This window comes from Breoghania corrubedonensis (genome assembly GCF_003053845.1).
In the GTDB taxonomy this organism is placed as follows: domain Bacteria; phylum Pseudomonadota; class Alphaproteobacteria; order Rhizobiales; family Stappiaceae; genus Breoghania; species Breoghania corrubedonensis.
In genome coordinates, this window is the sequence record NZ_QAYG01000002.1 from 457,963 (window position 1) to 470,168 (window position 12,206).

At 66.0% G+C, this 12,206-nt stretch carries 11 protein-coding genes; 3 read left to right on the forward strand and 8 right to left on the reverse strand.

The genetic code is table 11. From position 1 onward, the window contains the following. Nucleotides 1-19 precede the first annotated feature (19 nt). The 4 genes from murI to C8N35_RS10260 form a co-directional block, all read right to left on the reverse strand. Nucleotides 20-790, reverse strand: a complete 771-nt coding sequence (gene murI, locus C8N35_RS10245; RefSeq protein ID WP_107989574.1) for a glutamate racemase — start codon at nucleotides 788-790, stop codon at nucleotides 20-22. Nucleotides 791-803: 13 nt separating this feature from the next. Beyond that, nucleotides 804-1,691, reverse strand: coding sequence for an RNA methyltransferase (locus C8N35_RS10250; RefSeq protein WP_107989575.1), 888 nt, complete (start codon nucleotides 1,689-1,691; stop codon nucleotides 804-806). 309 nt (nucleotides 1,692-2,000) lie between these two features. Further along, nucleotides 2,001-3,266: a beta-ketoacyl-ACP synthase II gene (gene fabF, locus C8N35_RS10255; RefSeq protein ID WP_107989576.1), complete on the reverse strand. Its 1,266-nt coding sequence runs from the start codon at nucleotides 3,264-3,266 to the stop codon at nucleotides 2,001-2,003. Between the two features lie 246 nt (nucleotides 3,267-3,512). Beyond that, nucleotides 3,513-3,803 (reverse strand): hypothetical protein, encoded by a 291-nt coding sequence (locus C8N35_RS10260; protein ID WP_210203470.1) that lies wholly within the window; start codon nucleotides 3,801-3,803, stop codon nucleotides 3,513-3,515. 581 nt (nucleotides 3,804-4,384) lie between these two features. On the opposite strand from C8N35_RS10260, the gene C8N35_RS10265 reads away from it, so the two are divergent. The 3 genes from C8N35_RS10265 to prfH all read left to right on the forward strand — a co-directional run bounded on the left by C8N35_RS10265 (nucleotide 4,385) and on the right by prfH (nucleotide 8,946). Then, nucleotides 4,385-6,610 (forward strand): NADP-dependent isocitrate dehydrogenase, encoded by a 2,226-nt coding sequence (locus C8N35_RS10265; RefSeq protein WP_107989577.1) that lies wholly within the window; start codon nucleotides 4,385-4,387, stop codon nucleotides 6,608-6,610. Between the two features lie 495 nt (nucleotides 6,611-7,105). After that, nucleotides 7,106-8,296: an RNA ligase RtcB family protein gene (locus tag C8N35_RS10270; protein WP_107989578.1), complete on the forward strand. Its 1,191-nt coding sequence runs from the start codon at nucleotides 7,106-7,108 to the stop codon at nucleotides 8,294-8,296. After that, complete coding sequence (prfH, locus tag C8N35_RS10275) at nucleotides 8,293-8,946, forward strand: peptide chain release factor H (protein WP_107989579.1); 654 nt, start codon at nucleotides 8,293-8,295, stop codon at nucleotides 8,944-8,946. The genes C8N35_RS10270 and prfH overlap by 4 nt, the downstream gene beginning before the upstream one ends. Before the next feature lie 150 nt (nucleotides 8,947-9,096). Here prfH and C8N35_RS10280 read toward each other — a convergent pair whose 3' ends face one another. The 4 genes from C8N35_RS10280 to C8N35_RS10295 all read right to left on the reverse strand — a co-directional run bounded on the left by C8N35_RS10280 (nucleotide 9,097) and on the right by C8N35_RS10295 (nucleotide 11,895). Next, on the reverse strand, nucleotides 9,097-9,849 hold the full coding sequence (locus tag C8N35_RS10280; protein ID WP_146177372.1) for a DUF6969 family protein: 753 nt from the start codon (nucleotides 9,847-9,849) through the stop codon (nucleotides 9,097-9,099). 127 nt (nucleotides 9,850-9,976) lie between these two features. After that, the gene (locus tag C8N35_RS23630) at nucleotides 9,977-10,687 is read right to left on the reverse strand and encodes a protein tyrosine phosphatase family protein (RefSeq protein ID WP_146177373.1); all 711 of its coding nucleotides are present in this window, start codon (nucleotides 10,685-10,687) and stop codon (nucleotides 9,977-9,979) included. 18 nt (nucleotides 10,688-10,705) lie between these two features. Further along, the gene (locus C8N35_RS10290; RefSeq protein WP_107989581.1) at nucleotides 10,706-11,353 is read right to left on the reverse strand and encodes a DUF6691 family protein; all 648 of its coding nucleotides are present in this window, start codon (nucleotides 11,351-11,353) and stop codon (nucleotides 10,706-10,708) included. Further along, nucleotides 11,350-11,895: a YeeE/YedE thiosulfate transporter family protein gene (locus C8N35_RS10295; protein WP_107989582.1), complete on the reverse strand. Its 546-nt coding sequence runs from the start codon at nucleotides 11,893-11,895 to the stop codon at nucleotides 11,350-11,352. The genes C8N35_RS10290 and C8N35_RS10295 overlap by 4 nt, the downstream gene beginning before the upstream one ends. Nucleotides 11,896-12,206 lie beyond the last annotated feature (311 nt).

Consider the following 12,206-nt stretch of genomic DNA (forward strand, 5'->3'; position numbering starts at 1 on the left):
CGAACGACCGGGCTCCGGCTCAGACCCGCTCCCAGCGCCCGGAAGCATCGAAACCGGCAGGAAAGGCCTCGGGTGGCTTCGTCGAGAGATAGCGCGTTGTGCCCTCCCCCCCTGGCGCGTCCATGATCAGCGTGGAGAGCCTGCGGGCAATCGCCGGCGCCGGGTCGATCCAGGTGACGGACCACGGCGCGATGCGCTCGAACACGCCCTGCAGGAACGGATAATGCGTGCAGGCGAGCACCACCGTGTCGGTGCGAACACCGTCGCGTTCCACGAAGACCGGCGCGATTTCCGCGCGGATCGCCTCCTCCGGCACGTCCTCGCCGGCAAGCACGCGCTCGGCCAGATGCGACAGCCCTCGGGCGCCCACCAGCGTGATGGCGATGTCGGGCGCGAACTGGCGGATGAGATCGAACGTGTAGTCGCGCTTGACGGTGCCGGGCGTCGCCAGCACCGAAACGAGGCCGGAGCGCGTTTCGCGCGCAGCCGGCTTGATAGCGGGAACCGTGCCGACGAAGGGCACGCGGAACTGCTCGCGCAGCGCCGGCAGCACCAGCGTGGAGGCCGTGTTGCAGGCGATCACCACCGCGCGCGGATCATGCGCTTCGATCAACCCACCCATCAGCTCGACCACATGGGCGACGAGATCCGCCTCCACCCAGTCGGAATAGGAAAAGCCGTCGTGATCGGCCACATAGACCAGATCGAGATCGGGCTGCTGGGCGCGCACATGGCGCAGCACGGAAAGCCCGCCGATGCCGGAATCGAAGATGAGGACCGGCCGGGTCATTTCCGGACGTCGCTCATTCTTCGTCAAGGGTGACGGGTGCCGGCTCCTCGCCTTCCGGCTTGACGCCGCCCAGGACCGACCCCTTGGGCGTCAGCGGCGGGCCCTTGAGCCTGGCGGCGCGGGGCTTGCGGCCCTCCAGAGCGGCGACGACGCCGCGCAGCGTCTTCACGTCCTGCCCCGTCAGCTGCGCCTTGTGCAGGATGTTGCGGAGCGCGCGCACCATGACGGGCTTCTTGTCCTCGGTGCGGAAATAGTTGGCGGTATCCAGCGCGCCTTCCAGATGATCGAAGAGCCGGATCAGCTCATCGCGCGTGGCGGGTGCGACTTCGGTTTCGCGGAAGGGCAGCACGCCGCCGGTGGCGAGCTTGCGCCATTCATAGGCGATCACCAGCACGGCCTGCGCGATGTTGAGCGAGGCGTAGGTGGGATCGACCGGCAGGGTGACGATCTCGTCGGAAAGCGCGATTTCCTCGTTGTTGAGGCCCCAGCGCTCGCGCCCGAACAATACGCCGGTGGCAAGCCCCCGCCCGCCATGCGAGACAAGCGTCACGGCCGCCTCGTCGGGTCCGCGCACGGTCTTCGGGATCTCGCGCGCGCGCGCGGTGGTGGCGAAGACGAAATGCAGATCGGCGACCGCATCCTCCACCCGGTCGAACACCTTCACCGCCTCAATGACATGATCGGCCCGGCTGGCGGCCGCATTGGCGCGGGCGTTGGGCCAGCCGTCGCGCGGATTGACGATGCGCAGATCGCGCAGGCCGAAATTCGCCATGGCGCGCGCCGCCGTGCCGATATTCTCGCCAAGCTGCGGCTCGCACAGGATGACGGCCGGCGGCAGGATCGGCGAAGACGGCGCGGGCGCGTCGCCATTTTCAATGGGATTTTCAGGTGTGTCGGACATGGCCGAGGGGTTTAGCTCAAGCCGCCGCGCATGGGAAGTGGGGGGATGAGTTTCAGGGAAACGGGATGGAAAGGGTGGAGAACCAGAAGACAGCGTTCGGCACGGCCTCGCCGCCCATCTTGCGCTGGATTCCGGATCAGCGCTCGGCTTCGCCTCACTTGTCCGGAATGAGGGAGTATGTGAGAAGCTTCAAGCCAACCCCAGGCGCCTCATTCCGGGCGGTCTGCACCGTAGGTGCATGGCCAGACCCGGAATCCAGACATAAGTTGCGCCGCAGGCGCTCCTTGAAATCGACCCCTTCCGTCCCCCTCAGATCTTCGAGAACACGACCGACGCGTTGACGCCGCCGAAACCGAAGCCGTTGGAGAGCACGTGGGCGAGCTTCTTCTCCTTCGCGCCCTCGTTCAGCATGTCGTAGGCGCGGGCCGCCTCGTCCGGCTGGCCGAGGTTCAGCGAGGGCGGCATGATGCCGGTGACCAGCGCCTTAACCGCCGCGATCGCCTCGACAGCCCCCGCCGCGCCCAGCAGGTGGCCGATGGCCGATTTCGTCGAGGAGATCGACAGATCCTTGCCGCGATTGGCGAAGATCGAGGAAATCGCCGTCAGCTCCGCCGCATCGCCCAGCGGCGTGGAGGTGGAGTGCGCGTTGATGTAGCCGATATCGGACTGCGACAGGCCTGCCACTTCCAGCGCCTTGCGCATGGCGCCCTTCTGGCCGCGCGCGTCCTCCGGCGAAGCGGTGACATGGTGGGCATCGGCGGTCGTGCCGTAGCCGGTGATCTCGGCGATCGGCTCCGCGCCGCGCGCTTGCGCGTGTTCCAGCGTTTCCAGCACAAGAATGCCGGCGCCCTCGCCCATCACGAAACCGTCGCGTTCCGCATCGAAGGGACGCGAGGCGGCTTGCGGATCGTCGTTGCGCTTGGTGGAAAGCGCGCGCGCGGCGGAAAACCCGGCAAAGGAGACAGGATCGATGCAGGCTTCCGCGCCGCCGGCAACCGCTATTTCGGCCTCGCCGGTGCGCAGCATGCGGAAGGCATCGCCCAACGCCTGGACGCCGGCCGCGCATGCCGTGACGGGCGTTCCCAGCGGCCCGCGCAGGCCGTGGCGGATGGAAACCTGCCCGGCCGCCAGATTGGCCAGGAACGAGGGCACCAGGAAGGGAGAGACGCGGCGCGGCCCCTTTTCGGAAACAAGCTTGGCCGCAGCCGTCATCGCCGGAAAGCCGCCGATACCGGTGGCGATGATGGTCGCGGTCTTTTCGCGGTCCTCATCGGTTTCCGGCTTCCAGCGCGCCTGGGCGAGCGCTTCGTGCGCAGCAGCGAGAGCGAAATGAATAAAGCGCTCCATGCGCTTCTGCTCGCGCGGCTCGATGAAATCGTTGGGATCGAACCCGCCCTCGGGATCTTCCTCGCGGCTGGGCACCTCTGCGGCCACCTTGCAGACATGATCGCTGGCATCGAAACGGGTGAGCGCACGCACGCCGCTCATGCCGGACACGAGGCGCTTCCAATAGGTATCCACGCCGACGCCGAGAGGCGTCACCGCGCCCATACCGGTGATGACGATGCGCTTCATGGTGGTGTCCAATCCTTCGTGCTGGGTAAGGGTATTGAGGGGGAAAGTGGAGAGGTTCGCCCCAAAGGGCAAGGGGGGTGGGGCGTTTGTCGCAGGCGCGGCATCGTTTTCGCGCAGGTGTTCAGGAACCTCCGGTCCGCGGCATCGCTAGTGGTACGGGCTCCGCCCCCGCGCACGAAAACGGCCGGCACCACTGAGGCTTGCGCCGACCGTCTGCGGCCATGGTTGGAGCCCGGCAGGCCCAGGTCAGTTGCCGATGGCGATGAAGGAGAACTGACGGTCTTCCTTGCTGCCTTGATTGTCGCCCGTCACCGCCGTGGCGGTGCCTCCGGTGAGGAAGGGAAAGGCGACGTTGTCGAGCGGGCTCTGGCCCTGCGACCCGAACCCGGTCTGCGATCCGACGAGGGCGGGGACACCGGAAAAACTGGTCGTGAAATCGATGACGTAAATTCCCGTGCCCTGCTTGCTGATCGTGCAACCGGCGCCGGCCAACAGATCGCCGTTCCCGGAGACGGTTCCCCAGACTGTCTTGGTCATCTGTATTCCTCCATGAATATTAATTTGTTAAATCATGGCATCCGGTCCGACACTTCGGATTTCGGTTTCATGAAATAAATAATTCATATATTTAAAGTCGAAATCTGATCGAATACCAATAATTGATCCTGTTTAAACTTGCCGCCGCTGTCAATATTGCGATGTATACGGAGGGACAGCCCGGCTGTGGCGTGCATTAGGCGACGGCGCGCCGGGGAATGCTGATCGAAGGCGAAGGCTTCACCGGCAAGACTGCGGCTCAGGTCGCCCGCTTGATGTCATTCCCGTGCCACCCGGTTTCCATCGAAGGGTCCCCCGCCCGACTGTTCCCTCCTCCCCCTGTTGCACCCGCCCCCGCCAGTGAATAAAACAGCGACGGTTCATTTTCGGCCGCCGCCTTCGATCGAAACGGTGGAGCGGCCGTGGCGGTGGGAGGTCAGCGCAAGAACGTCCGCCAATTGCCGACACACCGTCAGGTCACCGTGAGCGGTTCCTACCCCGCCCGCGACCCCACCTCATTCCCGATCAGAACACCTTCAAACCCGGACACCTTCAAACCAAGCCTCAGGAACGAACAAGACATGGCCGCACGCCCCGACATCATCTACACCAAGGTCGACGAAGCCCCGCAGCTTGCGAGCGCGTCCCTGCTGCCGATCATCCGCGCCTTCACGGGCGAGGCCGGCATCACCATCGGGACGAAGGACATCTCGCTGGCCGGCCGCATCCTGGCCGCGTTTCCGGAATATCTGACCGAGGAACAGAAGCAGTCGGACGATCTGGCTGAACTGGGCAAGCTGGTGAAGGAGCCGGACGCCAACGTCATCAAGCTGCCGAACGTTTCCGCCTCCGTTTCCCAGCTCAACGCCTGCGTGAAGGAGCTGAACGCGCAAGGCTACAAGATCCCCTCCTATCCCGACGATCCGAAAACGGATGAGGAAAAGGCCATCCGCGCGAAGTTCGACGCGGTCAAGGGCTCGGCCGTGAACCCGGTGCTGCGCGAGGGCAATTCCGACCGCCGCGCGCCCAACGCGGTGAAGGAATACGCCCGCAAGCACCCGCACTCGATGGGGGCGTGGGCAAAGGATTCCAAGACCCACGTCGCCACCATGAGCAAGGACGACTTCTTCGCCAACGAGAAGTCCGTGACGGTCGCGGCCGCCTCCGCCGGCAAGGCGAAGATCGAGTTCGTGGCCAAGGACGGCACTGTCACCGTGCTCAAGAGCGATTTCGCGTTGCAGGAAGGCGACGTCGTCGATGGCACCTTCATGAGCGTGAAGGCGCTGTCGAAGTTCCTGAAAGAACAGATCGCCGACGCCAGGGAAAAGGGCGTGCTGTTCTCCGTCCACCTCAAGGCCACGATGATGAAGGTCTCCGACCCCATCCTCTTCGGCCATGTGGTCAAGGCGTTCCTGGAGCCGGTCTTCGAAAAGCACGGGCAGACGCTGAAGGAAGCCGGCGTCGATCCCGATTACGGCCTCGCCGACCTCTACGCCAAGATCGAGACGCTTCCCGCCGATGCGAAGGCGGCGATGGAGGCCGATATCAAGGCCGCTCTCGATGCCGGGCCGGACATGTACATGGTGAACTCCGACAAGGGCATCACCAACCTGCACGTCTCCTCCGACGTGATCGTCGACGCCTCCATGCCGGCGCTGATCCGTGCGGGCGGCAAGGGCTGGGGCCCGGACGGCAAGGAACACGACACCAAGTGCGTGATCCCGGACTCATCCTATGCCGGCGTCTACCAGGCGGTGATCGACTATTGCCGCGAGAACGGCGCGCTCGATCCGGCCAAGATGGGCACGGTGCCGAATGTCGGCCTGATGGCGCAGAAGGCGGAGGAGTACGGCTCCCATCCGCAGACCTTCAAGGTGCCCGCCGACGGCACGGTGCGCATGGTGGATGCGGCCGGCACCACGCTGATGGAGCATGAAGTGGAGGAAGGCGACGTGTGGCGCGCCTGCCGCGCCACCGATGCCGCCATCCGCGACTGGGTGAAGCTGGGCGTGACCCGCATGCGGCTTTCCGGTATGCCGGGCATCTTCTGGCTCGACAGGAAGCGCGCGCATGATGCCGAGCTCATCAAGAAGGTGGACCATTACCTGCCCGAGCATGATCTGACGGGCCTCGATCTCAAGATCATGGCCCCGCAGGACGCGGCGAAGCGTTCGGTGGAGCGCATCGCCAAGGGCGAGGACACGATCTCGATCACCGGCAACGTGCTGCGCGATTATCTCACCGACCTGTTCCCGATCCTGGAGGTCGGCACGTCTGCGAAGATGCTCTCCATCGTGCCGCTGATGGCCGGCGGCGGGCTGTTCGAGACGGGGGCCGGCGGCTCCGCGCCCAAGCACGTGCAGCAGCTTGTCGAGGAAGGCCACCTGCGCTGGGATTCGCTGGGCGAATTCTGCGCGCTCGGCGCCTCGCTGGAACATCTCGCCCAGAAGACCGGCAACGACAAGGCGCAGGTTCTGGCCGACACGCTGGACGCGGCGATCGCCAAGCTTCTCGACGAGGACAAGTCCCCGCGCCGCAAGGTGGGTGAACTCGACAATCGCGGCAGCCACTTCTACCTGGCGAAGTTCTGGGCCGAGGCCCTGAGCCAGCAGGACAAGGACGGCGATCTGGCCGCGCACTTCGCCCCCATCGCCAAGGCGCTTGCGGAGAACGCGGACAAGATCCTGGGCGAGCTGAACAGCGCGCAAGGTTCGTCGGTCGATCTCGGCGGCTACTATCACGGCTCGCACGAGAAGACCGCCGCCGCCATGCGCCCCAGCGCCACGCTGAACGCCATCATCGGCTGAGGCCGGATTGGCCGGAACGAGACCGAAAGGGGCGGCCGATCTGGCCGCCCTTTTTCATGTGATACGCACGCGGCCGCCTTTCGTGCGCGGACAGCCTGCCGGTTTCTTGCGTTGCGCATGAGCAACACTCCCGATCTTGCATGATCGGAGCGGCAAGGCGGGGGTTGCGATCCGTGGCGCGCGGGCGCATCTAGAGCGCCGGTTGTTCGGGCGAAACCGTCCGAACGCCGACAAGCCGCTCCGGGTCAACATGCCGGGCCTGTTCCCCTCGATCAGATTGGTTCAATCCGATCGGAACACGCTCCGGACACCGGCCGCGAGACGGCGTTCGCTTTTACTTTGAATACGGGAAGCCGCAACACATGCAGTTCGCGAGCCGCTTGCCCAAGAGGGCAGCAACCCTGCGCTAGACCGCGTTAGCGGCCGGGCCGGGATGTGCGGGACAGGGCAAGGCCCCTCGTCCCGACGTGTTCCTGTATTCAAAGGTATCCCAACATGGGCAATCCTTTTGCGGATGGCTCTCCGGCTTTTGCCGGCGAGGCGTCCATCCATACGTTCTATTCCGAAGCCTCCTGGATCGAGGGGGCCGCAATCGATCAGTTGCGGCAGGTGTCGCAACGCGTCGGCGTGCGGCGGATCGCGGCGTTTCCCGATCTTCATCCCGGCAAGTACGGCCCGGTCGGCAGCGCGATCCTGGCAACCCGGCTCTATCCGCACCTCATCGGCAACGACATCGGGTGCGGCATGTCGCTTTTCGTGCTCGATATCCCGGCGCGAAAACTGAGGCTCGACAAGGTCGCCGAAAGGCTCAAGGCGCTTGAAGGCGGCTTTGAAGGCGATGCGGCCGCGCGTCTTACGGCCGCGGGCCTTGCCCCGGATCTCTATCCCGAGGCGCTCGGCACCATCGGCGGCGGCAACCACTTCTGCGAGGTGCAGGGCGTGGAGAGCGTGGCCGACACGCAGGCTTTCGCCGCATTGGGGCTGTCTCGCGAGAGCACCCTGCTGCTGGTTCACTCCGGCTCCCGCGCGCTGGGTTCCGCCGTCTTCGACACGATCCGCGACGCCACGGATGGCCTCGATGGCACGCACGAGCGGGCAACCCGCTACCTGCGGGCACATGACGCGGCCGTCGCCTGGGCCCGGCTCAACCGTGCGGTCATTGCCGAGCGGGCCGCCGATGCGTTGCGCACCGGTTGTCGGCTCATCGCGGATGTGCCGCACAATCTGATCGAGCTGCATGAAGGCGCGTTCCTCCACCGCAAAGGCGCGGCAAAGGCCGATATCCCTGTCGTCCCGATCGCCGGCTCGCGCGATAGCGCGAGTTTCCTCGTGCGGCCCACGGCGGCACGCGAGGACGCGCTTTTCTCGCTCGCGCATGGGGCGGGCCGCAAATACGACCGTCGCTCGATGACGGGCCGCGTCGGACAGACACGTTCCGAGCGCGAGAAGCTCGCCCGCAACGGCTCCGGCGGTCTCGTGATCTGCGACGACCGCGCTCTGCTGATCGAGGAGGCCCCCGCCGCCTACAAGAACCCGCTCCAGGTGATCCGGGATCTGGAACAGAGCGGCCTCGTCACCACGCTTGCGACCTTGAAGCCGCTCGTGACCTTCAAGAAGTCCTCGCCGCCGGACAAGCGGGCCGAAGGGACGAAACGCGGACACGAAAAGAGGAGGTCGCGGCGATGAGCGCTTCGCAAAAGCGACGTCTTCTGGTGACGAGTGGCGACGGCCCGCGCGAATGCCGCCTGGCGGTGGCGCTGGTGGTGCGGCGGATGGAACGCGAAGCGGCGGCGGTGGGGCTTTCCGTCTCCATCGCCCTGCCCAACGACATGCGGATGGAGGACGCACCGGCGAAAGATCTCGCCTCCGCGCTGGTGACCATCGATGGCGAACGGGTGGACGGATTTGCGCAACGCTGGCGAGGGACGGTGCGATGGACCGCCCCGAGCCCCTTCCGTCCCCATCACAAGCGCCAGAACTGGTTCGTCGGCGTCTTCGCGGTGAAAACCGGAGACGACCTCCTTTGCCGGATCGACCGCAACGATCTCAGGTTCGAGACGTTCCGGGCGGGCGGACCCGGCGGACAGCACCAGAACACCACGGACAGTGCCGTCCGTCTGACGCACCTGCCGAGCGGCATTTCGGTCATCGCGAAGGACGAACGTTCCCAGCACCGCAACAAGCAGATGGCGCTGGAACGACTGGAAGCCCGCCTCTACTTCGCGCAACAGGCGGAGGCGATGCGGCAACGATCCGCCGAAAACCTGCTGCACAAGCGGGTGGAACGCGGCAACCCGGTGCGCTGCTTCAAGGGTCCGGGCTTCCTGGAGACCTGATCCGCGTGCAGCAGCGGCTTTCGGGCGCTGCCTTTCGCCACGACCCACCAACCAGGAAAGGGCGGCCGATCCGGCCGCCCTTTCTTGTGATACGCGCGCTGTCGCGTTTCGTGCGAGGCATGTCTCCGCGTTCCAGAGCCCGCGCCGCCCTCAAAGCCCCAAAGCGGCCTCGATCGCGGCGATCTGGGCATTCGTGTCGACCCGCACCTCGCTGGTATTCTGCAACCGCCGGTCTTCCAGCACCTCGCAATCCGGATGGCGTTCCGCCCAGGCTTCAAGCGCCGCGTCGCGTTGCGCGAGCAGCGCCTCGAATTGCGGACGATAAAGCGTCACCATCGCATTGAGCCACTGGTTCACCGCCCAGTTGGGATGGGCAAGCTCGATCTCGAAATGATCCAGCAACCCGATCACGTCCTGCGCCCGGTAGAGCGTCTCGTTGGTCACCCAGCGGTTGGTGGTGAAGAGGCGCAAGGGCCGGCCGGCCGCATCCACCGAGATGGCGCCGATATGGACGAAGCGGTCGGCCTCGTTGTCGGGCACGAAAGCGCAGGAGAGTTGCCACGGCCTGAGCCCCGGCGCGACGCGCGCAGGGCGCACGAAGAGATGGAAATGGCCGTTCTCTCCGTCCATCATCTCGTGCGGGGTATGGGAATGGTAGAAATAGTGACTGGCGCCATCCTGCACATCGCCGCGCGGATAGCGCTCCCAGATCAGGAAATCGCCCTGGTTGCGCAGCACCTCGGCGACGACCGAGCTGCCGGATTTCGCCAGCACCCGCTCACAGGTGAGCACGGTGGCGGCCGCATCGTGCATGGCTTCCAATTGTTCGCCCGCAATGCCGGAAAGATCCGGCATGACGTGTGATGCCTCGTCCGCGCATGCGGCCGCTTGAGGATGCCCCATCGTTTCCCTCGTCGATTTGTCGCCCCGGTGCCGCAGGCGCACCGGGAGCACATTGAGACTTTCGCGCGCGGTTGCCTCACTCCGGTCCGCGTCGTCGCTCAAGCTGCCGCAGACCGCCATCCCCGGTTCAAAGCGGTGGCAGGCCGAGCTGTTCGCGCACGGCCGGCTCGCGGCTGGTCTTCAGTCCGATGGTGCGCCCTTCCTCCACCGCGATTTCCGCCGGAACGCCCGAGGCCGCCCGGTAGAGCGCCCACATGGCGCCGACGCGGTTGGCCGACTCGCAATGAACCAGGATCGGGTAGTTGCCGGGATCGTTGAGGACCTTCGACAGCTCCGCGATCTGCTCCGCCGTCGGCGCCTTGGTCGGTACCGGAACGTTGATGTAGGCCATGCCGGCCTTTTCCACGAGCGGGCCCTCGGTGGTCGCGCCCTCCTCGGCGGTGTTGAGGTTGACGATGGTCTTGAAGCCGAGGCCGGCGAGCATGCCCATGCCGGCCGGATCGATCAGCCCGCCGGTGCCGATATAGGGCGTGGCGCGCAGGTAGTTCTTGACGATACCGGGCATCTTGTCGCCGAACGCCGCCTGCGTGTACTTCGTGGTCGTGTCATAGGGCCCGGCGGGAAACGCCGCATCCTGCGCGGGCTTTGCCGGTGCGGCGGCAGCCGGGGCGCACGGATTGGCGGGCCTTGCCGCGGCCGGGGCGCACGGGTTCACCAGCGCGGGCGCGCAAGGGTTGGTGGCTTGCGCGAAGGCGGCGGGCCCTGCGGCCCCCACCATCACGACCGCCACCGGCATGAAGGCTGCGGAAAGCAGGCTCTTGCGGGTTTTTCTGGTCATGGAACGTTCCTCCTCGGTTCAGGCTTCCAGGGCCTGTCCATGTCGTTGAACTTTTTCGGTGTCCTCGGCCTGCGGGGTGCAGACATCCTCGGCTGTGAAGGGGCCGCCGCGCGCCCGCTCCAGCTTGCCGCCAAGCACGAAACCGCCGGCCGCCACCACGACGAGCACGGCGAGGATCAGCCATTCCGGCAGACCGGTGAGATCGGTCAGGCGCTGGGCGTCGGGCCCCTTGGCGGCGAGATAGAAGCCGGTGAGCGGCTCGAACACGGCGGCAAAGACGATGGTGCCCGCCACCATGCCGGCGAAGAACACCAGCGCATCGATCCGGCCCGACCCGAGGCCGGCAAGCGATGTGCCCGGACAATAGCCGCCGAGCGCAAAGCCCGCCCCGATCAGCACGCCGCCGCCCGCCATCGCCCAGAAGAACAGTGTCGGGATGTAGACCGAATTATCCGCGATGACGCCGGAAAGCCGGAGTGCGTAAAGCCCGATGGCCGCCACCAGCACGGCAGTGAACATCACCTTGAAGACGGCGAAGTCCTTCAGCGTGAACTGGCCGGTGAGCTTGCGCGGGGAGCCGAAGCCCGCCGCCTCCAGCGCGAAGCCGAACAGGACGCCGGAGAGAAGCCCGCTGGCGAGCCCCGAATCGTAGAACGGAATGCTCATTGCCAGACCCTCCGCATGGCCATGGAGACGACGAAGCCGGCGATGAAGAATCCGGCGAGAAACACGAAACCGGCCACCGCCAGCGTCGCCCCGCCGGAAAGCCCGAGGCCGGAGGTGCAGCCGCGCGCAAGCCTGGCGCCGAAGCCCGTCAGCGCACCGCCGATGAAGGCGTAGACAAAACGCTGGGAGCGGGAGACGTTCGGCCCGCGCTCCACCTGAACCGAGATGCGCCCGGCCGAGCGCGCACCGAGATAGGCGCCGATCAGCACGCCGACGGCCTCCCAGGTGATCCACGCAGCAAGCGGGCTGCCGGCCTGTACGAAGGGCCCGAAATAGGCATTGGCGGCGGTGGCGGCGGGCGCGACCCTGTCGCTGACATCGGCCGCCAGCCGGGTGACGAAGCCGGAGGCGCCGAGCCCATGGCCGGAGATGAGGAACGTCACCAGCAGCGCAAGGCCAAGCGCAATGCCTGCGGCAAGCGGCGGCCAGAACGGCCGCGGCCCGGCCCGCCCCCGCGCCTGGGAATGTGAATGTGCGGTCATCGGACTTCCCCTCCAAATCACATATTTATATTCGTATGTGATGATATACGAAGGTAGGGGAAGGGATCAATCGGCGATTGCGGGGGGAGGTGGTGGGGCGGCAGCCGGGAGAGGATCCAGGCACGCGCATCTTTCCGCCGGCATCACGTCTTCGCCATCATCCCCTGCCCTCTCCACCGTCATCCCCTCGCCCCCTTCCTCCGTCATCACCCGGCACCCGCTTTCGCGGGCACAGGCTCCGCCCGGGTGATCCAACGCCCTCCCCATCCACCGTAGCCCGCCGGATTGCCCGGACTGCGCCTTCGGGTGTC

Excerpts from the sequence above, each read along its gene's own strand:
- C8N35_RS10250 (WP_107989575.1), bottom strand. The coding sequence starts at position 1,691 with ATGTCCGACACACCTGAAAATCCCATTGAAAATGGCGACGCGCCCGCG.
- fabF (WP_107989576.1), bottom strand. The coding sequence starts at position 3,266 with ATGAAGCGCATCGTCATCACCGGTATGGGCGCGGTGACGCCTCTCGGC.
- C8N35_RS10270 (WP_107989578.1), top strand. The coding sequence starts at position 7,106 with ATGGGCAATCCTTTTGCGGATGGCTCTCCGGCTTTTGCCGGCGAGGCG.
- C8N35_RS23630 (WP_146177373.1), bottom strand. The coding sequence starts at position 10,687 with ATGACCAGAAAAACCCGCAAGAGCCTGCTTTCCGCAGCCTTCATGCCG.
- C8N35_RS10295 (WP_107989582.1), bottom strand. The coding sequence starts at position 11,895 with ATGACCGCACATTCACATTCCCAGGCGCGGGGGCGGGCCGGGCCGCGG.
- prfH (WP_107989579.1), top strand. The coding sequence starts at position 8,293 with ATGAGCGCTTCGCAAAAGCGACGTCTTCTGGTGACGAGTGGCGACGGC.
- C8N35_RS10280 (WP_146177372.1), bottom strand. The coding sequence starts at position 9,849 with ATGGGGCATCCTCAAGCGGCCGCATGCGCGGACGAGGCATCACACGTC.
- C8N35_RS10265 (WP_107989577.1), top strand. The coding sequence starts at position 4,385 with ATGGCCGCACGCCCCGACATCATCTACACCAAGGTCGACGAAGCCCCG.
- C8N35_RS10290 (WP_107989581.1), bottom strand. The coding sequence starts at position 11,353 with ATGAGCATTCCGTTCTACGATTCGGGGCTCGCCAGCGGGCTTCTCTCC.
- C8N35_RS10260 (WP_210203470.1), bottom strand. The coding sequence starts at position 3,803 with ATGACCAAGACAGTCTGGGGAACCGTCTCCGGGAACGGCGATCTGTTG.
- murI (WP_107989574.1), bottom strand. The coding sequence starts at position 790 with ATGACCCGGCCGGTCCTCATCTTCGATTCCGGCATCGGCGGGCTTTCC.